Below are 23,961 nucleotides of genomic sequence, written 5' to 3' on the forward strand. Positions count from 1 at the left end.
GCATCATCCAAACCGCACGCCGCCGAGCCCGCGGCTTCCGCAACTTCAACAATCTCAAAGCCATCTGCTATTGGATGGCTGGAGACCTCAACCTCAATATCCCTTCAGCGTTTACCCATCCTGTTTAGCGAAGCGCCAAAAATCAAATCTGGCGTCATTGTTTGGTTATGTAAATTGTAGACAATTGCTATGTAGTTTCAATCAGCCTGCATGAACAGATTTGGGATAGACAAGGCCAAGGCAGCAGACAATGAGGGCATGGCAGCACTGCACTGCACCTGTGGCAATAATAAAACCTGCCACCCCCTTAACGGTGCTGAGATCAAACAGGAAGGCGGCGGCCGCTTGAGAAATCAACGTAACCGGAATGGTGAGCCAGATCCGCCGAATCCAGGCCCGCGTGTTGTTCAATGCCCAGACGATTCCCGACAATGTGCTGATGGCAATACCCGTCAAGACGAGCAGCAATTCCTGATGCAGGTGGGCATACCTTGCACCGAGAAGCCAGAGGAACCAGTCCCCCTTCAGCCAAGCCGCCGTCAGCAGCAGACCGCTGAAAAAAAAGGTGCCGGCCAAGAGGGCCAAGGTCATGAGCCAGAGCCGCCGCCGGTTCTCCGTGCGGGCGAAGGCAGGCAAAATATACTGCCCCAAGGGGCCGCCAAAAACGGCGTATACAATGGAGAGACGGTTCAGTGCGCCGAGATCCGCCACCTCGCTGGTGGTGGCAAAGACACTGATCAGCCAGGTAGTGAGCTGGCCCTGCAGACACCAAAAGGTACTACTGGGCATAAGCTGAAGGACCATCTTCCAGATGCGCGCCGTGTAGGCTTCGATGCCTCCGGGATATGGCACCACATCCAGCAGCGGCAGCACTTGCCTGCGCACAATACTGTATTGCAAGATATGGGCGGCTAAAACCGCTGCCATGGCGGTGAGTGGGCTGAGTCCTCCCAGCAAAACCAATGCCCCCGTCAGTGAGGCACGAACGACCGCAGGCACAAGATCGGCCACCTGAAGCTGTCGGGTGCGGGTATGCAGGCGGTTGACCACATTGAGCACTGCCGTGGAGGATATCTGCCAGATGGGAGCAAGGACGAGGATGGTGAGGCCGAGTGCGGAGACGAACCCCGCCCCATTGCTCAGCAGGAGCCAGAGGGAGATACCCGCCACCACAACCGAGGCAATGGCAGCCAGTTTCAGCCGCATGCGCATAGCCGCCTGCACCAGGGCTTTCATGGATGCGTTGTCCTGCCAGATGGTGCCGCCGATGGAGGTGACGGCAATTCCCACCCCTGAGTCTGACAGAATGGCTAGCGTGGCGCTCATGCCGCTGGCAATGGTAAACCAAGCATAGTCCGGTTTTTCCAGCGTACGCACCACCAGGAAACCCGATACTGCATTCAGCGCCTGCACGAGCAATTGCACGACCGCGAACCCGCTCAGAATCGTGCTCCAGCGGAACAGACGTGAACGATTACGCCGATGGGAGAGCCATGAGATCATGCAAGGCAACGTGCAACGTGAGACACATTGCATTGGCGGAAGGATGAAGGAGGGATTTGCAGGACAGAACGGCAGGCTATTGCAGAGGGGCGTCTGTGGAACCGCGGAGGATGGACCTGCCGTGCGTAAACTCGCAAATGAAAGCCTCTCATCAAGATGCAGGTTCGATACAGCTCAAGTGATCATCCGAAACGGTATTTGGCGATGCATATGAGCGCCCTCACCCCATCTTTCCAGGTGATCTTTTTCCCCTCTTCGTAAGTGCGTCCACGGTAGGACACAGCGACTTCGTAGATGCGCACACCGAGGCGGCTGACTTTGGCGACGATTTCAGGCTCGATGCCAAAACGAGGCTCTTCAATGCGGAAACGTTTCAACAAGTCCGTTTTGAACACCTTGTAGCAGCATTCCATGTCCGTGAGATTCAGATTAGTGGCCATGTTGGAGAGCAGCGTGAGCAGTTTGTTGCCGACCGAGTGCCAGAAATAGAGCACGCGATGCGATGAGCCGCCGATGAAGCGACTGCCCAGAACAACGTCCGCATCTCCATCCACCAAGGGTTGCAGAAGCCTGCCATACTCACGCGGATCATATTCCAGATCGGCATCTTGAATGATGGTATACAGGCCGGCCACGTTCTGGAATCCAGTGCTTACCGCAGCTCCTTTACCCTGATTGACCTTGTGCCTTATCAGGTGAAGTCGCGGGTCCTCGGCACAAATCCTTTCCAGAATCTCAACCGTTCCGTCCGTGGAGCAGTCGTCCACAATGACCACCTCCTGAACCATCGGTTGCGAGAGAACGGCGGCGAGTGATTTTTCAATGGTGGCTTTTTCATTGAAAACCGGAATGACGACTGAAAGACAAGGGGCCATGGAAGGTGAGCTTGAAGCGGGTGACTGCAGTTGTTGACACGCTTTAACGCACGGCCTGCGGCTTGCACAAGCAGCGTCCGGCCATCGGGGTGGTGGAGAACCAGCGGATGAGTTCGGCATCGGTTTCAAGCCGGAACCAGTCTTCCTCCAAGGCAGGTCCAGGCTGAACAACCACCCAACGCGCGACGGTGTACAAATGCTGAATGGCAGGGCCGGTATATTGCAGAATGAGAACATCGGTCAATTTCTCCTGCGCATCCGAAGATCTGTAGGGACGTGCGAAAATGAAAAAGACCAGCGCGGCAGTGGTCAGGAAGGCATGGGCGTACTGCCAGCGCTGCCATCCCGGTGCTTCTGCCTGGCCCCCAGCTCTGCTAAGCAGCAGGACTGCCAGGACGGAAAAGCCGGAAAGAAAGATCTGCAAATACCCAAAACTGCCAAAGTGTCCGACAATAAAAAAGCCGCCCACTGGCAGCATCCAGGCGAGGAAAAAGGGAATCTCACCGGGCCTGAACAGTGATCCCACCTTCTTGAACTGCGGCAACAGAATCAAAAGAATGAGCAGACAGGGAAGAGAAAAAAGCATGTAGAACGTCAGCTTCGTGAACTGCAGGGCTGACAGCTTGGCTGCATGGGCAAAACTAGGAGGAGGTGCACCATAAGAGCGGTAGTCCGGCAGAAAGTGAACCCCTGTTTTTTCATCTACAAGTTGCAGCAACTCAATGAAGGGCCAGTGGTAGCCTCCTGTAACATTGCTCTTTAACTCTTTGTCCACCCCGAAATTACTTTGATCATAATTTGAGCCCGTGTAGACCTGAAGCTCCCAGAAATACCGACTCACGTCCGCCTGCAAATCTCCATTATAAGCCTTCTGATAATAAGCATTTGGTCGGGACCAGGCCAAAATAATTGGGATCGCCACCAAAACGTACAAAGGCACTCTCTTTAACGGCCCTGATGCCCATAGGGTGTAAAGCCAGAGAGGCGCGAGAAAGCTGATGGATGTCTGGCGGAATGCGCCGCTCACGGCCCAAATGACCGTTGCGAGCAGCGTGAAGCGAAAACTCTGATCTTTGATGGCCCGGTTACAGATCAAGGCAAAGAGCGTGGCAAACATGCCTTCTGGCGCGAATGAAAGAGCGACGACGCTGAAGTAGTCCAAATTGATGCTGAAGGCATAGGCAGCGGTGGCGAGAATAGCGTTCCTGCCCTTCAATCCGAAGGATTCAGCCAGTTGATGACAGAAATAGATGCCCAGCAAGGATGTGACCACATTGATGAGAATGAAGCTGTCATTGATGTTTGCGACGAGTTGGTTAACGAGCCATCCACTGAGGCAATAACCAAAATAGCCAGGAGAGTGTGCACACCAGGTGCCCAGCCCGCCAATAGCATAGCCTATCGCATCGCGACCCAGAAGCGCCTGCGACCAAAAGACGATCCGCAGAATTAAAGCAAGGGCCAGGATAGTCAGAAGAGCGTAGTTTGGCCGGTGTTTCATCAAAGGATAAATTAAGCGAATGAAGGAAAACTTGGAATGGTGCACTCTGCTACCAAAGATGCTTGGACCACCACGAATAGCAGTCCCACATGATCCAGATTTCCGGGCTGGACACCATGTTGACGCGGCCAGCCTGCGACGAGTTTCAGTTTTCCATGCCGAGCTCTGTGCACCAGAGGCGCGAATGGATGAACAGCGGCTACTTCGGAAAGGCATGTCGAAGGAAGCCCCCATCATCAACTGCGGATGAAGCGGTGATTCCAATCGTGTGATTTGCGCTGGCGGAAGGCAAGCAAGCCATTGGGGCAGAAGCAAAAGAGTCCGTCGGGCTTCATCAGAGGCATGTCCAGCGCATTCAGGGCGGCAGGAGAGGGCATGCCGCATGCTTGATGTAATCATGAACAGGAGGCCCAATCTTATTCAGGGTCTCAACGGCTTCAGAGCCCAGCAAGCTGAATTTTTGAATTTTAATCCCTGTGCAAATGTGGCAGTGATTCAGAGTGGCGCATGATTTGATGAAATCCCAATTACTGCACTTAAACCCGGAAAACCTGCGGGTGCATGTGATCCATTACACACGTCTGAAAGAGCGCCGGACGCACATGGAGCGCGTGCTGAAAGAGCAGGGGCTGGACCGCTTTCCTGTGGACTGGATGACGGCGCATGATCGCGAAGAGGTGCTGGCTGAAGGTGCGTATGAACGTGGTGAATGGGGCGACCCAGATGTAATCGCAGCGGGTTCAGTCTCGCTAATTTTGAAACATCTGGAGGTCTACCGAAAAGTAGTGGCTGAGCCGCATGTCAGGCATCTAATTCTGGAGGACGATGTGCTGATCCGCCCCGGTTTTCTGCCCGCTCTGTCAAACTGCGTGACTGAGCTGCCAAAAGAATGGGATATGTGCTTTGTGGGGCAGGGATGTGATTTGCATGTGCCATGGTGGCTGCGGCGTGCCGGCAAGCACCTTTACTGGCGTGGCTGGAAACGAGGATTGCTCTGGGGCGGTGGCGGCTGCTCGCGCTGCACAGAGGCATATCTGATTCATCCGGGCTGCGCGGAGCGTCTGCTGTCCAGCCGATTTGCTCAGCCCCCATTTCAGCGTCCCATTGACTGGCATTTGAATGCCGCAGGCAAGGCGTTGCATATACAGTCTTACTGGGCCGAGCCCCCGCTTGTCACCCAGGGGGCGTTTGAAAGTTGGATGAGGGACCCCGTCCTGAACCCTGCCAAGGATGCAAAACCATGATTGGCGCTGAGTCATTGCCATCAATGCAGGGTCAATAGGCCCCATGTTTGAATCAGCCTTGCTTCATCGAAGAAGGCTTATAAAAATCACCAGGGGCATTGAGTCTCGCATTAACTGCGGAAAGCCAGCCAGTTTCCGACATGCCTGCGATAGTATTCAATCTGAATGGGAAAATGCCGCCCCTTCTCCTGATCCATGGAGCGCACTTCGAATCCGGCAGACTCCAAATACGCCAACAAATCGTCGGCAGTGAAACCATGACGGGCAGAGTTTGGGTCTCCTGCTTCAATCACAATCTGTCGCGTGTTCTTGAGCAGCCTGCTGGCACCGCGCAGCACGGCGAGCTCTGCTCCTTCGACATCAATTTTAAGAAGATCGCAGTGAAGCAAGTCCGGAAACAAAGCATCCAACGTGGTGACTGGAACTTTGATGCCTTTAGCATTCATGCATGTGTGGCGAGCGGCACCTTTGGGAACCATGAAGTTCATGTCGTCACGGCGCTCGTTGGTGAACTGCACGCCGATGTCACTGGGTTCGTCGGAGACGGCCGTGGGATATGTTTGAATATGCGGAGGGCCAAGGTGATTGAGGATGAGGTTTTCACTCAGACAACGATGGATGAAGGGATGCGGCTCGATGGCATGAACCGTGCCTTTCAAGCCAACAGCCTGAACTCCTTCGAGGGCGGTGAATCCGATGTTGGCCCCGACGTCAATCATGGTATCGCCCGGTTTGAGGAGGGAGCGGATGAGGTTCATGTCGGCGTCCCTTTGATGGCGGTCCATCCAGAGCTGCCAGGCGAGGTTGGCGGGATGTAGATGGAGCCGAAAGCCACGCAGGGGAAAGGTGAGCCGCCGCCCCCAGCCGGTGCGCCAGAAAATCTGCGCGACCAAAAAACGCAGCGGCTGCGGATGGCGCAGTAGGCTGACGAGACGATGCATTGAAGAGGTGATAGCGCATGTCTTTAACGACGACCGACCGAGGCGGCTGCGGCCTGACGGCCCAAATACCATGCGATGGTTTCACGAAGGCCGGATGCCAAGGTGTGGGCCGGAGCCCAGCCAAGCTCGGCACGGATCTTCGCCGCATCCATGGCATAGCGTCGATCATGGCCGGGACGATCGGCTACAAAGGTGATGAGGCTGCGCGAATGTCCCCCAAGTTCAGGTTTCAATTCGTCGATGAGATCACAGATCATCTGCACGAGATGCAGGTTGGTCAGTTCGTTCTCGCCACCTATATTGTAAGTCTCCCCGGCTTTGCCGCTGGTGAGAACGTTCCACAACGCCTGACAATGGTCGCCGACATGGAGCCAGTCGCGCACGTTGAGGCCATCGCCATAGACGGGGATGGACTGGCGGCTCAACACTTTTTGAATGACGACGGGAATGAGCTTTTCGGGGAACTGATACGGGCCGTAGTTGTTCGAGCAGCGTGTGATGATGGCTGGCAGGCCATAGGTTTGGTGGTAGCTGCGCACGAGCATGTCACTCGCGGCCTTGCTGGCGGAGTAGGGCGAGTTCGGTGCGTACGATGAGGTCTCCGTAAAGGCGGGGTCGTGGGAACCGAGGGAGCCGAAAACCTCATCAGTAGAGACTTGAAGAAACCTGACCAGTTGATGCTGGATGCTGAATGCTGAACAGAACCCATGGGCGCGGCAGGCTTCGAGGAGGTGGAAGGTGCCGTTGATGTTGGTGGTGATGAAGTCTCCGGGGCTGGTGATGCTACGATCAACGTGAGACTCGGCGGCGAGGTGCATGACGTGGGTGATGTCATGCTGGCGGATGACGCGAAGGACTTCTGCTTTGTCGCGAAGGTCAACTTGCTCGAAGACATAGCATGGGTGAACGCCATGGATGCCATCGAGATTTTCGAGATGACCGGCATAGGTGAGGCAGTCCAGATTGACAAGCTTCGAGATCCCAGGCTGGTCAATGACCTGCCGAATGAGATTTGAGCCGATGAAGCCTGCCCCGCCAGTGACTAGAAGATTCATCATGCTTTGACGGCGGCATATTCGCTGAAGACGCCCATGCAGGCGATGCGGCGGGCGTCTTGGAAACCGGCTGCCTTGAGAGCGGAGACGACAGCCTCAGGACGGACGCAGGCATCCATGGTCTCCCAAAAGTACACCATCATCTCCTCTGCCTTTTGACTGCGGGTGAGCAGTCGGGCGAAGAAGGGATACACAATACCGAAGTAGAGTTTGAAAAGGGCTGAGCCAATCCTGCCCGCTGGACGGGTGGCCTCCATGATGAGGACACGACCGCCGGGCTTGAGCACTCGGTGAAATTCACGGAAGGTGGCCTCCAGGTCGGCGAAGTGGCGCAGTGCATAGCCCACGGTTAGAAAATCGTAGGCGTTGTCTTTGAGGGGCATGCTCTCGGCGCGGCTTTGGATGAAGCGTGCGTTGGGCAGTTTTTCCCTGGCCACGGCCAGCATGCCGTCACTGGGCTCCACACAAGTGATCGTGCCGTCACCGCCGAGCACCTGGCTGGCGGCCACGGCCACGAGGCCCGTGCCGCAGGCAACATCGAGTTGCTGCATGCCGGGCCGCAGTCCATGGCGGCTCTGCGCCGTCCTGCGGTAGAGATTGCCCGTGCCAAAAAATCCCCAGCCGACGATGGGATCGTAATGAGCAGCACCTTGATCGAAGAGTTCTTTGACGTAGTCCTGCCTTTCTTCGGGCTGCGCATAGCGATGGGACAGTACAGGATGGGGAGTCATGGAGGTTTCAGGCGCTTTTGATGCCGACACGTTTCACTTCGATGGCTACTTCGGCGAGGTAGTCGCGATACTCGCACTGAGGCATTGCAGTCACAAGTTTTTCAAAGTCGCCGAGGGAAAGAAAGCCGCGATGCAGAGCGGCCTCTTCGGGGCAGCCAAGCTTCACACCCTGGCGCTTTTCGATGGTTTGCACATAGGCAGAAGCTTCGTGCAAGCTGCTACTGGTACCAGCATCCAGCCAGGCAGTGCCGCGGCTGAGGCGCTGCACGCGCAGGGTTCCACGGCGCAGGTATTCCTTGTTCACATCGGTGATTTCGAATTCGCCACGAGGTGAAGACTGCAAGCTTCCAGCGATGGCCACGACGTCGTTGTCGTAGAGATAGACGCCTGGCACGGCGTAGTTGCTGCGTGGGTGCGCTGGCTTCTCTTCAAGTGAAACCGCCCGGCCTTCGGCGTCGAATTCCACCACCCCGTACCGTTCAGGGTCGTTGACATGGTAGGCAAATATGGTGGCACCGGATTTGAATTCGGCAAAAGCACGCGGGAAGGCATCTCCACCAAAGAAAATGTTGTCGCCGAGGATCAAGGTCACCAAGTCCTGGCCTATGAAGGATGCGGCAATGAGGAATGCCTGCGCGACGCCTTCGGGCCTGGCCTGTTCACGGTATTCAATCGAGATGCCCCACTGCGAACCGTCCCCAAGCAAGCGCTGAAACCGTGGCAGATCCTGCGGTGAAGAGATGAGGCAGAACTCATGAATGCCCGAAGCGATAAGCACGGTCAGCGGGTAGTAGACCATGGGCTTGTCATAGACCGGCTGCAGTTGCTTGGACGCCACCTGTGTGAGAGGATAAAGACGCGAGCCCGCGCCGCCTGCGAGAATGATACCCTTCATGGTGATGAATGGTGTATGCGGGAGGCGAGGGAAAATAATGAACGCAAAAAAGAGAATGACGGATGAAGGGCGAAGCCCAATCCGTGAGCGCGAGCGTCCTTTGGCTGCGGCACTTTTTCGGCGTTCAGCATTCGAATTTCTTTCTTCATTCGGCTTTGCCCATTCGTCATTTCAGCGTCAGCGCACAATCATCCAGTCATTCAGCACCAGCACGTCCATCTTGGTGCGCAGGAAGCAATCAAGAGCCTGCTGCGGCGTGCAGACGACAGGCTCGTTTTCGTTGAAGCTGGTGTTCAAGACCATGGGCACACCTGTGAGCTGGCGATAGTTTTCAATGAGGCGGTGGTAGCGTGGATTGGTGTCCTGATGAACGGTTTGCAGGCGGCCGGAACCATCCACATGCGTGGTGGCGGGGATTTGCGCACGCTTGTCTGCGCGCACCTGAAAAACCTCCATCATGAAGGGGACGTCGTCGTCCTGCTCAAACCATTCGCTCACGTGCTCGCGCAGGATGCTGGGGGCAAAAGGGCGGAAGGATTCGCGCCGTTTGATCTTGAGATTGAGAATGTCCTTCATGTCGGCACGCCGTGGGTCGCCGAGGATGGAGCGATTGCCGAGCGCACGCGGGCCCCACTCCATGCGGCCTTGGAACCATCCGATGACTTTGCCTTCAGTGATGGCGGTGGCTGTGAGGCGGCAGAGCTCGGCTTCGTCATCAAGGCGGCATACAGTGCAGTTTTCTGCCACAATGTCGGCGTGGCGTGCATCGAGCAGGGTTTTGATTTCAGCATCATTGGCCTGTGGGCCGACGTAAGCGTGGTCCATCACAAAACGAGATGAGCGGACTGGAGCACCTGCGGTGCCTTGAAGGGCGACGACGAAAGCGGAACCGATGGCCCCCCCCGCGTCGCCGGCGGAGGCAGGGAGGTACATGCGCTTGAAGGGTGAGTTGAGGTACACCTTGCCGTTGGCCACGGAGTTCATGGCGCAGCCGCCAGAGAGGGCGAGGTTGTCGCACCGATAGCGTGCGTGCAGTGTCTGCAGCATGGCGAAGAAGGCCTCCTCATACATGGCCTGGGCGCTGCGGGCGATGTCACGGTGCTTTTGCTCCAGCGCCGCCCCCTTTTCACGCTGCGGTCCAAAGAGCGCCTCCATGGGGGCCTGTTTATAGAGGGTGCCGACTTCGGGGCAGCAGTTGTCCCAGGTGTAGTGCACGTCCTCAGTGTGATGGCGGAAGTATTTCAGGTTCAGCCTGAAGGTGCCGTCACTCTGCACCTGCACGAGTTCGCGCATCTCTTTGAGGTATTTGGGTTCGCCATACGGGGCGAGGCCCATGACTTTGTACTCGTCACCAAAGTAGGGGAAGCCGATGAACTGGGTGATGACTGAGTAGAAAATGCCCAGCGAGTGGGGAAAGAAGATGCGACCGTCGATCTGGATGTCATTCCCCTTCCCCATGCCCCAGGCGGAGCTGGCAAAGTCGCCAAAGCCATCGACCGAAAGACACACAGCTTCGTCAAAATCTGATACCAGGAAGGCTGAAGCGAGGTGCGCCAGATGGTGTTCCACGCGGTGCACCTTGGCATGCAGCTTGTCTCCCGGAAAGGCGGTCTGTACGGCGTCCTCGAAACTGCCCGCATGCCGGATGTTGCCGAGGCGTTTGAGGATCAGGCCGAGGCTGGGGCGCTTGCGCAGGACGTAGAGGGCGCGACGCAGGTTGTTGACCTTGGGATTGCGATTGATGGCGATGTGATCGACGTCACCGAGCTGGAGGCCTGCATCGGCCAAGCACCACTTCATGGCCTCAGTCGGCAGACCAGACCAGTGTTTGATGCGTCGGAACCGCTCCTCTTCAGCAGCAGCGACGAGTCTGCCATCTTTGACGAGGGCTGCAGCCGAGTCACCGTGATAAGCATTGAGACCGAGGACAATCATGCGGGAAAAGAGACGCGGCCAAGCTGCCGCCAAAGGTCGCTCAAGCAGCGGCCTGGATGGTTTGCCGTGGTTGAATCGGCATTTTTCAAAAAGGGAGGTGACTGTACCATGCTGATACCCAGCGCAAAGAATAAAGTTCTCCTGTGTGTTAACACTTTGACACCAAGCTGTGCTGGCAGCGTACATTTTTCTCTGGCAAAGTGTCAGTTGTCGCCTCGTTCCGAGTTTTTCGGATGAACCCGGCCCCCTTTGCATTTATCGAATTCCATGCGCCGTCCCCCTTCCCATCTGACTGCCCTTGTCCTCGGCTTGGCCGCGTGTTTCAACGCCCAGGGACAAACCAGCCTCAAGCCAGAAGGCGCCAACCCAAATGCGCCGCGGGTCAGCAGCCTGGGCACGCGCTTTGCCAATATTCCTGGCACCACCGTGCAATTTGCCATCTGGGAGACTCGGCTCTCCGAATGGAATGAGTTTCTGCGGCAGAAAAAGTACCCGTGGTCCTACCAGACGCACTTTGAGCAGTCTCCTGAGCATCCAGTGGTAGGCGTCAACCTGCAGGATGCCGTGGCCTTCTGCAATTGGCTCACCGAAACCGAGCGCGAACGACACTTGATTGACAGCTCCCAGAGCTACCGCCTGCCGACGCCGGAAGAGTGGGACTCTGCCGTGGGCCTGGCCCGCGGTCGCAAGAAAATCAGTCTCTCCGCCGAAGACCGTCTGCTGGACGACCAAATCTATCCTTGGGGGCAGGACTGGCCGCCGCCAGCGAAGGCCGCCAATTTTGCCGATGGCGAGATCACCGGCTATGCCAACGACGGCTACGCATTTACCGCACCGGTGGGCAGTTTCACCCCCACTCAGGAGGGACTGTACGACCTCGCGGGCAATGTCTGGGAATGGACCCAGCCTGTGGAGATCCGCGCGCAGCCGAGCGGGATCCTGCGCGGCGGTTCCTGGGCCTATTTCCGCGCTGAATGCCTTACTTCAGGCTATAAATACGTCGTGCCTGCAGACCTGCGGGCTCCCACCATCGGCTTTCGCTGTGTGTTTGACGACAAACGCCGTACCGCCAGCCTCCTGGCCGCCTCCGATGCGGAGAAAAAGCAGGCTCTGGAGGAACGCATGAAGGCAATGACTGACAGCCGCAAGGTGGACGCCACTGCGGTGGAAGCACTGCGCAAGCAGATGCAGGGCAAGGGCGATGATAGCGGCCTGCCCGACCCTGCAAGTCTCAAACCAGCAGTAGCGGATGGCAGTTCTTTCATCAATGCGTTGGGCATGCGCTTTGTCCCCCTCCATGAGAAAAGCGCCCCCCTCATCTGCGTCACGGAAACCAGCGTGCGTGATTTCGAAACCTGGCTGCGGGATACCGGACGCAACTGGAGCCAGAAACCCTCCTTTCTGCTAGGAGGGAATCATCCTGCCGCCGGTATGTCCTGGGAAGATGCCATGGCTTTCTGCGCCTGGCTGACCGAGCGCGACCGCGTGAGCAAGCTCATCCCGGCTTCCGCCTCCTACCGTCTGCCGAGCGACACCGAATGGAGCCTGGCTGCCGGTTTGAAAAATGAAACCGGTGCCGATCCTGCCGCGAGACACCTCGCTGATAAAACACACTACCCCTGGACACCCAAGGCGGATGACTGGAAGCCGCCGGCACTCTCAGCCAATCTGGATGCCACCAAAATACCCGGCACCACAGACAATTACTCCTACACTGCACCTGTGGACAGCGCGCGCGGTAACGCCTTGGGCCTGTATGAAATGGGCGGCAACGTGTCTGAATGGTGTGCAGATGCCTGGCCTGGTGCGCCGGAAGAGCGCGTCATCCGTGGCGGCAGTTGGCTGAGCTTTGACAAAGATGCCCTGCTGACATCCGCCCGTTCACATGCGCTCAAGACTGCCTCTCGTGCAGATCTGGGCTTCCGCTGTGTGCTGGATTTTGGCACGCCTTAAATGCCCCCCCCAATAGCTTCTGGATAGAGCCGTAGAGGATGCTGGCCTGATGTAGGGATGGATCTTGTTTTGTGCAGCGCCTCAAGACAGCGCAGCGATCACTTCGATCTCCACCAGAGCACCCAGCGGCAGTCCTGCCACGGCCACAGTGGAACGTGCGGGTTTGTGACCTGCAAACGCCGCCTCATACAGCGGATTGACCTTGGGAAAATCGGCCATGTTTTGCAGAAAAACGGTCGCTTTGATGACAGAGCCTAGTGTCAGTCCCTGCGCCTCCAGAAGCGTGCGAATGTTGGCCAGCACCTGAGAGGTCTGGCCTTCCACCTCCGTCGCCACGATCTTTCCCGCTGCCGGATCAATGGGAATCTGGCCTGAGCAAAACAGCAGGCCGCCATGCTTCACCGCTTGAGAATACGGACCGACCGCAGCCGGCACCTGGGGAGTGTTGTTGATGAGTTCCATGCGGATCTCTTAACGATCCGCACCTGCGATTCAAGCCTCGAGATTCATTCGCCACCGATTCGCCTCATCAGTCCCGCGCGTGGCTCTGGTGACTAACAAACATCTCACCATCCCCCCCCCAGCGCTTTGATCAGGGCCACGGTCGCGTTCAGACGACGCGAGCGGAGATCAATGGCGCTGCGCTCGGCATTCAGGGCCGTGGCTTGAGCGGTGGCAACGTTGATGTAGCTCAAGGTACCTGCCTCATACTGATTGGTGGCGATGCGTTCACTCTCCCGGGCCGCATGCACGGCTTCATTCTGGGCTTCAGTTTCGGCGGCCAGAATACGTAGTGTGGACAGCGCATCTTCAGACTCCTGCATGGCGGTTAGCACGGCCTGCCGGTAATCCGCGACGGCCTGCCTCCAGGTGGCGTCCGCCTGCGCCTTGGCGGCCAGACGTTGACCGCTGTCAAGAATCGCCAGACTGGCATCAGGACCAAACGACCAGAAATTGTTGCCCTGCGCAAACAGGTTGGCCAAGGCACGCCAGCCTGTGGCGGTCCCCAGCGAGATAGTGGGAAAAAAGGCGGCGATGGCGGCACCAATACGTTCATTAGCGGCAGCCACACGACGCTCACCCGCGGCGATGTCAGGGCGGCGCTGAAGCAGCGTCGAGGGAGCCGTGGCAGGCAACGTAGGAATGTGTGAGGTGAGAGTGGCTGGCTTCAGGCCAAAATCGGCTGGGGCACGGCCCGTCAGTACGGCCAGAGCATGCTCCATCGTCGCCCGTGTCACGCCGGTTTCGATCAAAGCCGCACGCGAGGTCGCAAGCTGCGTGGCTGCGAGAGCGACGTCCGCCTCGGAGGCCACCCCCTGCGCTTTGCGATTTTGTGTGAGTTCCAGCGACTTGGCGTAGCTCGCCACCTGGCGCTCAAGCAAGAGCCTTTGAGCGTCGGCAGCACGCAGTGAAAAGTAGCTCTGCGCTGCCTGAGTTTGCAGGGTGAGCCGGGTGGACTCCACATCCGCCTGCACCGCCTCGACGTCCGCCTTGGTGGCCTTGGCGGTATGCCGCAGACGTCCCCAGAGATCCAGTTCCCAGTTGGCCGACCCTCCGACGGATTGAATACTTTTCACGCCTGAGCCGCTGCGGGCGGCATTGATGGAGTTGGCGTTGCTGGAGCCACCGAGTGCACCGCTCTTATTCACGGTGTAGTCGCTGGTGGCAGATGCTGTCGGCAGGAAGGCAAGTTTGGCCGCTGTGAGCAAAGCCGAGGTCTGCTGAGCCTTGGCCACAGCGGACTGCAGGGACTGGTTGGAAACCTCCAAGCTTTGCATGATGGCGTCCAGATCGCTGTCATGGAAGATGGACCACCAGTTGCCACGCGGCAGATGATCGGCGGGCTGCGCGACTTTCCAACCACGGCTCTCCTTGAAGTTCGCCGGCAGATTCATCACCGGAGCCTGTTTCTTGGGTGAGAAGCTGCAACCTGCGGCGGCAAGCATGAGCATGCAGAAAAAAAGACGGTTCATAGAGTGACTGGAACGGGCGCGGCGGTCATATGCTGGGAGGGCGGATGTTTCTTCAGGAAACGCAGCCTCAGGCCATCGAGGAATAAGTACACCACAGGCGTGGTGTAAAGTGTGAGCATCTGGCTGACAATCAACCCGCCAACAACGGCGATGCCGAGCGGCCTGCGCAGCTCAGATCCCACGCCGGTCCCGAGGGCCAAAGGCAAAGCGCCAAGCAAAGCGGCGCAGGTGGTCATCAAAATGGGGCGCAGGCGCAACTGGCAGGCTTCGAAGATGGCCTGGAATGAACCGAGCCCACGTTCGCGCTCGGTTTGCAGGGCAAAGTCGATCATCATGATGGCGTTCTTCTTCACGATGCCGATGAGCAGGAAGATGCCGATCATCGCCATCACCGTGAAATCCATGCCGCAGACATACAGGGCAAGCAAAGCACCCGCACCTGCGGAGGGCAGCGTCGAGAGGATCGTCAGCGGGTGCAGAAAGCTCTCATAGAGAATGCCCAGCACGAGGTAGATGACGAGGAGCGCCGTGAGAATGAGAACGGGCTGACTGTCCAGCGAAGCCTGGAAAGCACCGGCCGTACCGGCAAAAACGCGCTGAACTTCTTCGGGAATCTGCAGTTTGTTCACCGTATTCGTGATGGCTTCGGTGGCTTCTGCAAATGCCACGCCGGGTGGGATGTTGAACGAAAAGGTCAGCGCCGCGAACTGCCCCTGATGGCTGATGGACAATGCCGCAGGCGCGAACTCCCACCGGGCAAGCTGGTTCAATGGGACGAGTTTACCGGAGTCGGAACGCACCATCACCTGATCAAATGCTCCGGGATCCTCGTTTTGCGAAGCCTCCAATATCACGCGGTATTGATTCAGCGGCGCATAGATCGTGGAAACCATGCGCTGGCCGAAAGAACTGTTTAACACGCTGTCCACCGCCTGCATGCTCACGCCGACACGGGCACAGGCATCACGATCAATGACGAGCCTGGTGACGGTGCCCTTGTCCTCGAAATCACTGTTCACATCCACGATTTCCTTGAGGCCGAGCAGTGCCAGACGCACCCGAGGCTCCCATTTGCGCAGGGTCTCCACGTCACCCGCCTGCAGAGTGTATTGATACAAGGCGCGGCTGGAGCGCCCGCCAATGCGCAAATCCTGCGACGGCACCAGCAGGAGGGTGGCGCCGGCGATTTTTGAAAGTTTGCCACGAAAACGTGCCAGCACGACATCGACCGAGTCACGCTGTCCCCTCGGTTTGAGCGAGATGAAGACCCTGCCACTGTTTTTCGGCCCGCCCATGCGCGAGTCGGAACCGCAGCTTGCATTCACTTTAAGAACCGCTGGATCGGCCTGCGCAATCCGTGCGATTGCGATGATTTTCTCCCGCATGGCCTGGAAGGAGATGTTCTGATCCGCGCTGATGCCGCCAATAAGCAATCCGTTGTCCTGCTGCGGAAAAAAGCCCTTGGGGATCGTCACATAGAGCCAGGCGGTCAGAGCGACGATGCCGATGAGCGCCGTCAGTGTGAGCCAGTGATGCCGCAGGGCGATGTGCAGCGTGTTGGCGTAGAATGACTGAATCCAATGAAAGATGCCGTCAGACAGCCGTGCAAAAAAACCAGGCTTGTGACCTTCCTTTTCCGTGCTCAGCAAACGCGCGCACATCATCGGCGTGGTGGTGAGCGAGACCACAAGCGAAACGGCAATGGCCACGGAGAGCACGACGGCGAACTCTCTGAACAACAGCCCCATGAGCCCTCCCATGAGGAGAATGGGAATAAACACGGCGATCAAGGAGACGCTCATCGAAATGACCGTGAAGATCACTTCACGCGTCCCCCGGCGCGCCGCCTCCATCACGGGCACGCCATTTTCGACATGTCGGGTGATGTTTTCCAGCACGACGACCGCATCATCCACCACAAAGCCGGTGCTGATTGTGAGGGCCATCAGTGAGAGATTGTCCAGGCTGTAGCCACAGAGATACATGACACCAAAAGTGCCCAGGAGGGACACTGGCACCGCCACTCCTGGAATCAAAGTGGCCCGCACCCGGCGCAAAAAGGCAAACACCACCAGGATGACGAGCAAGATGGCAATCAGCAGCGAATGCTGCACATCATCGATCGAGGCACGGATCGTCACCGTGCGTTCCATGGTGATGTCCAGATCCATCGAGGCAGGAACCATCGCACGGAGTTTCGGCATCATGGCTTTAATCTTGTTCACCACCTCAATGATGTTCGCTCCGGCCTGCCGAAAGACGATGAACGAGACGGAGACCTTGCCGTTGGTGCTGCCGTAGTTGTAGGCGTCCTGCACAGAATCCGTCACCTCGCCGAGATCCGCCAGCCGCACCGCAGCACCATTGACGTAGCTTACGATGACATTTTTGTACTCGTCAGCCTTGTCCATTTGATCGCTCGCCAGCACCTGCCAGCGTCGATTTTCATCCTCAATCAACCCCTTGGGCCGGTTCACGTTCGCGGCGGCGATGGCGGTGCGGACGTCTTCCATGGTGAGGTTCGCCCGCGTCAGGGCCGGCATGTTCATGCTGACACGCACGGCAGGCAGCGAACTGCCGCCTATGCTGACACTGCCCACGCCTTCGATTTGTGAAATCTTCTGCGCGATCACCGTCGAACCGACATCATACATCTGGCCTGAGGTGGCGACGTCCGAAGTCAGCGCCATGATCATGATCGGCGAGTCCGACATGTTCATTTTGCGATAGGTCGGATTGCCCGGCATGCCCGTCGGCAGCAAACTGCGCGCCGCATTGATGGCGGCCTGCACGTCCCGAGCTGCACTGTCCACGTCGCGGCTGATGTCAAACTGCAGGCTGATGCTCGTGCTGCCCTGCGAGGAGGATGAGGTCATCTCCGTAATCCCGGCGATGCGGCCCAGCGTGCGCTCCAGCGGTGTGGCCACGGTGGCGGCCATGGTCTCTGGACTGGCCCCTGGCAGAGAAGCCGAGACGGAGATCGAAGGCATGTCCACCTGCGGCAAAGGCGACACCGGCAGATTCATGTAAGCCAGGACACCCGACAACGCGATCGCCAGCGTGGCGAGCGTGGTCGCCACGGGACGGTGGATGAAGGTGTCGGTAAAACTCATGCAATCGCAGAAATTTCAGCCACCGCTTCTTCCCGGCGTGAAGGCGCAAAGCGGTCAAACATCAGATAAATCACCGGTGTGGTGAAGAGCGTGAGCAACTGGCTCACCAGCAAACCACCCACCATCGTGAGTCCTAGAGGATGGCGCAGCTCAGAGCCCTCCCCGCTGCCAATCATGAGCGGCAGAGCACCGAGCAAGGCGGCCAGGGTGGTCATGAGAATCGGGCGGAAGCGCAGCAGGCAGGCCTGATAGATGGCCTCCCGTGGCGACATGTTGTGCTCACGCTCAGCCTCGATGGCGAAGTCGATCATCATGATGGCGTTCTTCTTCACGATGCCGATCAGCAGCACGATGCCAATGATGGCCATCACCCCGAGTTCCGTATGCGTCAGTTCCAGCGCCAGCAGGGCGCCCACGGCAGCGGACGGCAGTGTCGAAAGAATCGTCAGCGGGTGGATGAAACTCTCATAGAGGATGCCGAGCACCAGATACATGACGACGACTGCGGCAAGAATGAGCAGCAGCTGATTGCTCAGCGCGCCTTGAAACGCGAGTGCCGTGCCGGCAAAGGCCGTCTCAATGCTTTCAGGCATGTTGATGTCATCTTTGATGCGCTCGATTTCCGCCACAGCAGCCCCCAGAGAAGCACCTGGTGCCAGATTGAAGGAGACGGTGGCGGCTGGAAACTGATCCTGATGGGCAATGGCCAGCGTGGCTGGCTCTTCGATGATTTTGGCCATCGTGCTCAGCAGCACCTGCTGTCCGCCGGTGGAAGGCACTCGCACATGTTCAAAAGCGGAGAGTCCTGCCTGGAACTCCAGGTCATGCTCAAGAACCACGCGGTACTGCCCGCTCTGAGTGAAAATGGTCGAAACAAGCCGCTGCCCAAAGGCATTGTAGAGTGCCGCATCGATGGCGGCGACAGTCACTCCGAGGCGGCTAGCCGTTTCACGGTCGATCACCACGCGCGCTTGCAGCCCCTTGTCCAGCAAGTCGTCTGCCACATCCGCCAGGAGGGGGGACTTCCGCAGTTCGTCCACCAGCTTGTGCGTCCACAACTGCAAGGATTCAATGCTGGGAGACTGAAGCGTGTATTGAAACTGGGTCCGGCTCACGCGGTCCTCGATGTTCAAATCCTGTACCGGCTGCAGATACAACTGCACGCCGGGCAGACGGTTGGCCTTGTCCTGCAGACGTCGGACCACCTGTGCGGCGGTCACATTCCGCTCATGTCTGGGCACAAGATTGATCAGCATGCGTCCCGTGTTGGGGGTGGTGTTCACGCCATCCACACCGATGAACGAAGAAACACTTTTCACGGCCTCATCCTCCGTGACCAGGCGGGAGAGCTCCTGCTGCCGCTGGCCCAGCGCCGCGAAAGAGACGCTTTGCGGCGCCTCCACAAAGCCTTGGATTAGACCGGTGTCCTGCAACGGGAAGAAGCCCTTGGAGACACTTTGATACAGCAGCCCGGTCGCCACGAGTGTGGCGGCAAAAATCAGCATCATCGTCGCCCCGTGATCGAGCACCACCCGCAGCACCCGGCCATAGAGCGAGATGATAGCATCAAAACCACGCGACACCCTCTGCGCGATCGGCCCTTCCCCGCCATGCTTCAGCAGGCGGGCGCACATCATCGGCGTCAGGGTCAGAGAAACGACCGCCGAGATCACAATGGAAATGGCCAGCGTGATGGCAAATTCACGAAACAACCTGCCCACCACATCCTGCATGAAGAGCAGCGGAATCAGCACCGCGATCAAGGACAGGGTGAGCGAGATGATGGTGAAACCAATCTGCTTCGCTCCTTTCAGCGCAGCCGGCATCGGAGCTTCACCATTCTCGATGTAACGTGCGATGTTTTCGATCATCACGATCGCGTCATCCACGACGAAGCCCGTCGCGATGGTCAGCGCCATGAGCGTCAGATTGTTCAAGCTGAAACCGCACAGCCACATCACGGCAAAGGTGCCTACGAGTGAAAGAGGCACCGCGACCGCCGGTATCAATGTCGCACGCAGACTGCGCAGAAAGACAAAGATCACCGCGACCACGAGGAAGATGGAGAGCAGAAGTTCGTACTGCACATCCTCCACGGAAGCACGGATCGTGGTCGTCCGGTCAGTGAGAAGCTGCACATCCACCGATTGCGGCAGGTTTTCCTTCAGTTTCGGCAGCAGCGTCTTGATGCGGTCTGCCACTTCGATGACGTTGGCCCCCGGCTGGCGCTGAACATTGACGACGACCGCTGGCTGCACTTTCGTCGAAGGCTTCACATCCGCCCATGCGGCGAGTCGCAGATTCTCGGCATCATCCACCACGTCAGCGACATCGATCACACGCACAGCGGCACCATTGCGCCAGGCGATCACCAGATTGCGGTAGTCATCAACGGAGAGGAGCTGGTCGTTGGCATCCACGGTGCTGCTGCGCGTGGCATTGTCAAAACCACCCTTGGGCTGGTTCACATTGCCCATGGATATGGCATTGCGCAGATCCTCGGTGCTGAGGCCACGCGAGGAGAGGGCCACCGGATTGGCGCGAATGCGCACCGCAGGCCGCATGCCGCCACTCAGCGACACAAGGCCCACGCCGGAAATCTGCGACAGTTTGGGCACGAGCCTTGTGTCGGCAGCGTCTTGCACCTTGATCAGCGGCAGCGTCTGCGAGGTCAGCGCCAGCGAGATGATGGGAGCATCGGCCGGATTGACCTTGTTATAGATGGGCGGATTGGGCAGGTCCGTTGGCAGCAGTGTTGCGGCGGCATTGATGGCCGCCTGCACGCTCTGCTCGGCAATGTCCAGACGCAACCCGAGGGTGAATCGCAGCGTGATCACTGAAGAGCCGCCACTGCTGATCGAATACATCTGCGCGAGGCCGGGCATCTGACCAAACTGACGCTCCAAAGGGGCGGTGATGGAGGAAGTCATCACCTCGGGTCCTGCGCCAGGATACAATGTGACGACCTGGATCGTCGGATAGTCCACCTGGGGCAATGCAGCCACCGGCAGCAGCCGGTAGGCCAGCGCCCCGACAAGCAAAACCGCCACCATCAACAAAGTGGTTGCGACGGGGCGCTCGATGAAGATGCGGGAGGGGTTCATGCGTCAATCTTCATGCGATTTCAGTCATCATGACAAAGGCGCGCCTTTGCCGCCCTTCCCTTCCCCCTTGGGCCTGTCTCCTTTGGGGCGATCTCCCGGAGCAGTCTTGCCAGGCGTGATGACTTCCACTTTGGCACCATCACGCAAACGATCCACTCCCTGGGTGATCACTTTTTCGCCCGGCTTCAATCCCTCCGTGATGAGAACGCGCTCCCCTTGGACGGGGCCGGTGACCAGATTACGCAAGGTCACCGTGCTGTCCTCTTCTATCAGAACATAGGCATAGGCCCCCTTGGCACCACGCTGGATCGCTGTTGCAGGTGCCACCGTGGCTTTCGTCTTTGTGTCCACCAGCACTCGTGTGATGACAAACTGGTTCGGAAACAGCAGGCCGTCGGCATTGGGCAGCTCCGCCTTAAGTTTCAAGGTGCCGGAGGTGACATCAATCTGATTGTCGGTCGTCAGCAGCTTGCCGCGTCCAAGCACCTTGTTCATCTCCTTGTCCACGGCCTCCACCAACACGGGTTCACTTCCAGCGAGACGCTTGCGCACTGCAGCCACACGCTCCTGGGGAATGGATGCAATCAGACCAATGGGATCCATCTGCGTGATGATGACAAGACCGTTCACATCTGAGGAACGGATCATGTTGCCGGCATCCACCTGACGCAAGCCAACCCGCCCGGTGAGCGGAGCCGTGACCTTGGTGTAGCTGAGCTGAAGTTCCGCACTCGCCACCGTGGCACGATCAGAAATCAAGGCTGACTCATATTGCCGCACCAAGGAGGTTTGCGTGTCCACCTGTTGTTTGGCGATGGAGTCCTGCTTGAGCAGCTCGGTGTACCGACCGAGATCTTTGTTGGCATTGGCCAGCAAGGCCTCGTCCCGGGCCAGCTGCCCCTTGGCCTGGTCGAGAGTCACTTGAAACGGACGCGGATCAATCTCTGCGAGCAAATCACCCGCCTTGACCATCTGCCCTTCCTCAAATCGGACCTTGTCCAGCTGCCCGTCCACACGGCTGCGCACCACCACCACATTCAGCGGTGTAACGGTGCCTGCAAGACTCACCCATTCCTCGAAGTCTTCCTGCTTCACCTCCGCGGCGGTCACCGCAGCAATCCCCCCGCGCGAGCCCCCTTTACCGGCTGCGCCCATCCCACCTGCTGCCGGTGCTGGGCGGTGCATCCATAGCCAACCGCCGCCGGCTAAAACCATCAAAATGATCACGAAACATCCGGCGCGGCCTTTCGGCGATGACGAATGGGAAGAGGGGGAGGTGTCTTTCATGTCAAAATCGGATCGCGGACGTGGACAACGGTCCAAGTTTCACCGCACGCAAGATAACGAATCTGGCATGCACTTAGAATCAGTCCAGCGACAGAGAAGCAGAAGAAAAAATTATAGGTTATTGGGAAACACCCAAAACCATCTCCCTGTTAGGCTCCGATCCTGCTGATTGTAGCGGCTGCCACGAAGCAAGAATCATCCCAGTTCTGAGACCGGCCTAGGCGTGAGGTCAGCAACCCCTTTTGGAAACATGCGGCCACGGGCCGTGAGTATCTCAGGCTCGTCAGTCGTGACAAGAACCACGTGTTCAAAATGCGCCGAAGGCTTGCGATCCGTGGTGACCACCGTCCATTTGTCCTCAAGGATGCGTGTCTTGCCGGTTCCCATGTTGATCATGGGTTCGATGGCCAGGGTCATGCCGGCTTTCAGACGTGGGCGGTCGCCCTTTTTTCCGTAATTCGGAACCTGCGGCTCTTCATGAAGCTTTCTGCCCACGCCATGGCCGACGAATTCACGCACGACGCTGTAGCCATATTGAGTGACGTGATGTTCAACGCTGTGGCACAAATCGCCCAGCATCCAGCCATCTCGGGCGAATTTGACGGCATTGAGAAGTGATTCTTCGGTGGCGGCGAGAAGATGCAGGGTTTCCTTGGCGACATTGCCAACAGGCACAGTCAGAGCATTGTCCCCTACCCATCCGTCGTAATAGACACCGACATCGATTTTAACGATGTCGCCATCCTGAATCACGCGCGGACCACCGATGCCGTGAACGACTTCCTCATTGATGGAGATGCAGATGGTGCCTGGAAACTGACGATAACCGAGGAAAGCACTGGTCGCCCCGCACGCCTTGATTTCGGCGGCGGCAAAGCGATCAACTTCAGCGGTCGTCACTCCAGCATGGACCTGCGAGGCGGTTTTGATCAGCACATCGCGAGCCACCTGGCCGGCCCTGCGAATGCCCTGCTGCTGCGCGCCGTGACGGATTGGGATGTTCCCCGATTTTACAAAAGCCATGACGCGCTGGATGTAGCTCACTTAAGAGCAAGTTTGTACACGACGCCAATCAAGACCATGATGGCAAGAGCAACCCACAGCCAAACGACGGTGGTGGAGTCCACGGCGCGTGCGCCCTGCTGGATGCGGTCCACACGTCCACGGATACGGCCCTTCTTGAGGAAGCCATCATAGTGGCTCTGGAGTAGATGCGTTTCGACCTGGCGCATGACATCAAGCACCACGCCGACAAGGATCAGCAGGCTGGTGCCACCAAAGAACTGGGCAGCCGAGCTGGAAATTTTCATCGAGCTGCTGACGACGCCCGGCATCACATAGAGACCCGTGAGGAAGATTGCACCGGCAAAAGTGAGACGGCTCATGGTGAAGTCGAGGAAGTCGGCGGTCGGCTTGCCTGGGCGAATGCCTGGAACGTAGCCGCCGCTCTTTTTGAGGTCTTCCGAAATCTGCGTGGGCTGGAACATCGTGGCCACCCAGAAGTAGCTGAAGAAGAAGATCAGCAGCGAGGAAGCCACGTAATAAACCCAGCCACTGCTGATGAAGAGCGCCATGCGCTGGATCCAGTTCACATCTTTGAAGAGTGAAGCAAGAATGGTGGAGGGGAACAGAAGGATGGCCTGGGCGAAGATGATCGGCATGACGCCGGAATAATTGATCTTGAGCGGCAGATACTGCGTCTGGCCGCCATAAACCTTGCGGCCGACAACGCGCTTGGCGTAGGTGATGGCGATGCGTCGTGTCGCCTGCGTCAGGGCAATGACACCAGCGATGACAAGAATCATGAATCCCATGAGCAGGACCAGAGTGAAAGCGCTGGCAGGGCTGGCC

General features: G+C 57.9%; 18 protein-coding genes. 2 read left to right on the forward strand and 16 right to left on the reverse strand.

Annotated elements, in window-relative coordinates; genetic code table 11:
* Positions 1–201 precede the first annotated feature (201 nt).
* From ACILSL_RS23595 to ACILSL_RS23610, 4 genes are all read right to left on the reverse strand, one after another.
* Positions 202–1,503 (reverse strand): lipopolysaccharide biosynthesis protein, encoded by a 1,302-nt coding sequence (locus ACILSL_RS23595; protein ID WP_395734527.1) that lies wholly within the window; start codon positions 1,501–1,503, stop codon positions 202–204.
* Positions 1,504–1,685: 182 nt separating this feature from the next.
* On the reverse strand, positions 1,686–2,378 hold the full coding sequence (locus ACILSL_RS23600; protein WP_395734528.1) for a glycosyltransferase family 2 protein: 693 nt from the start codon (positions 2,376–2,378) through the stop codon (positions 1,686–1,688).
* A 43-nt stretch (positions 2,379–2,421) separates the two neighbouring features.
* Entirely contained in the window at positions 2,422–3,879 is a 1,458-nt protein-coding gene (locus ACILSL_RS23605) for a hypothetical protein (RefSeq protein ID WP_395734529.1), read from the reverse strand.
* Positions 3,880–4,115: 236 nt separating this feature from the next.
* On the reverse strand, positions 4,116–4,256 hold the full coding sequence (locus tag ACILSL_RS23610) for a hypothetical protein (RefSeq protein WP_395734530.1): 141 nt from the start codon (positions 4,254–4,256) through the stop codon (positions 4,116–4,118).
* A gap of 138 nt (positions 4,257–4,394) precedes the next feature.
* On the opposite strand from ACILSL_RS23610, the gene ACILSL_RS23615 reads away from it, so the two are divergent.
* Positions 4,395–5,123: a glycosyltransferase family 25 protein gene (locus tag ACILSL_RS23615; RefSeq protein ID WP_395734544.1), complete on the forward strand. Its 729-nt coding sequence runs from the start codon at positions 4,395–4,397 to the stop codon at positions 5,121–5,123.
* Positions 5,124–5,233: 110 nt separating this feature from the next.
* On the opposite strand, the gene ACILSL_RS23620 is transcribed toward ACILSL_RS23615, so the two are convergent.
* The 5 genes from ACILSL_RS23620 to ACILSL_RS23640 form a co-directional block, all read right to left on the reverse strand.
* Entirely contained in the window at positions 5,234–6,064 is an 831-nt protein-coding gene (locus ACILSL_RS23620; protein WP_395734531.1) for an FkbM family methyltransferase, read from the reverse strand.
* A 23-nt stretch (positions 6,065–6,087) separates the two neighbouring features.
* The gene (gene rfbB / locus ACILSL_RS23625; RefSeq protein WP_395734532.1) at positions 6,088–7,122 is read right to left on the reverse strand and encodes a dTDP-glucose 4,6-dehydratase; all 1,035 of its coding nucleotides are present in this window, start codon (positions 7,120–7,122) and stop codon (positions 6,088–6,090) included.
* Entirely contained in the window at positions 7,119–7,850 is a 732-nt protein-coding gene (locus ACILSL_RS23630; protein ID WP_395734533.1) for a class I SAM-dependent methyltransferase, read from the reverse strand. Before ACILSL_RS23630 ends, rfbB begins: the two co-directional genes overlap by 4 nt.
* A 7-nt stretch (positions 7,851–7,857) precedes the next feature.
* On the reverse strand, positions 7,858–8,745 hold the full coding sequence (gene rfbA / locus ACILSL_RS23635; RefSeq protein WP_395734534.1) for a glucose-1-phosphate thymidylyltransferase RfbA: 888 nt from the start codon (positions 8,743–8,745) through the stop codon (positions 7,858–7,860).
* Positions 8,746–8,922: 177 nt separating this feature from the next.
* Positions 8,923–10,680 carry a carbamoyltransferase gene (locus tag ACILSL_RS23640; protein ID WP_395734535.1) on the reverse strand — a complete coding sequence of 586 codons (1,758 nt, stop codon included), beginning with the start codon at positions 10,678–10,680 and terminating at the stop codon, positions 8,923–8,925.
* Between the two features lie 267 nt (positions 10,681–10,947).
* Between ACILSL_RS23640 and ACILSL_RS23645 the strand changes: the two genes are divergently transcribed.
* Positions 10,948–12,633, forward strand: coding sequence for a formylglycine-generating enzyme family protein (locus tag ACILSL_RS23645; protein ID WP_395734536.1), 1,686 nt, complete (start codon positions 10,948–10,950; stop codon positions 12,631–12,633).
* An 81-nt stretch (positions 12,634–12,714) separates the two neighbouring features.
* On the opposite strand, the gene ACILSL_RS23650 is transcribed toward ACILSL_RS23645, so the two are convergent.
* From ACILSL_RS23650 to ACILSL_RS23680, 7 genes are all read right to left on the reverse strand, one after another.
* Entirely contained in the window at positions 12,715–13,095 is a 381-nt protein-coding gene (locus ACILSL_RS23650; protein WP_395734537.1) for a RidA family protein, read from the reverse strand.
* 104 nt (positions 13,096–13,199) lie between these two features.
* Positions 13,200–14,606 carry an efflux transporter outer membrane subunit gene (locus ACILSL_RS23655; protein WP_395734538.1) on the reverse strand — a complete coding sequence of 469 codons (1,407 nt, stop codon included), beginning with the start codon at positions 14,604–14,606 and terminating at the stop codon, positions 13,200–13,202.
* A complete protein-coding gene (locus ACILSL_RS23660; protein WP_395734539.1) occupies positions 14,603–17,719 on the reverse strand; it encodes an efflux RND transporter permease subunit in 3,117 nt (1,038 codons plus the stop codon). The genes ACILSL_RS23655 and ACILSL_RS23660 overlap by 4 nt, the downstream gene beginning before the upstream one ends.
* Complete coding sequence (locus tag ACILSL_RS23665; RefSeq protein WP_395734540.1) at positions 17,716–20,823, reverse strand: multidrug efflux RND transporter permease subunit; 3,108 nt, start codon at positions 20,821–20,823, stop codon at positions 17,716–17,718. The genes ACILSL_RS23660 and ACILSL_RS23665 overlap by 4 nt, the downstream gene beginning before the upstream one ends.
* A gap of 27 nt (positions 20,824–20,850) precedes the next feature.
* Positions 20,851–22,008 (reverse strand): MdtA/MuxA family multidrug efflux RND transporter periplasmic adaptor subunit, encoded by a 1,158-nt coding sequence (locus ACILSL_RS23670; RefSeq protein WP_395734541.1) that lies wholly within the window; start codon positions 22,006–22,008, stop codon positions 20,851–20,853.
* Positions 22,009–22,305: 297 nt separating this feature from the next.
* Positions 22,306–23,133, reverse strand: a complete 828-nt coding sequence (gene map / locus ACILSL_RS23675; RefSeq protein WP_395734542.1) for a type I methionyl aminopeptidase — start codon at positions 23,131–23,133, stop codon at positions 22,306–22,308.
* Between the two features lie 17 nt (positions 23,134–23,150).
* Positions 23,151–23,961, reverse strand: an 811-nt coding sequence (locus ACILSL_RS23680; RefSeq protein WP_395734543.1) for a preprotein translocase subunit SecY, incomplete at its 5' end; no start/stop codon positions are given.

The organism is Prosthecobacter sp., from assembly GCF_044222345.1.
Classification (GTDB): Bacteria; Verrucomicrobiota; Verrucomicrobiia; order Verrucomicrobiales; family Verrucomicrobiaceae; genus Prosthecobacter.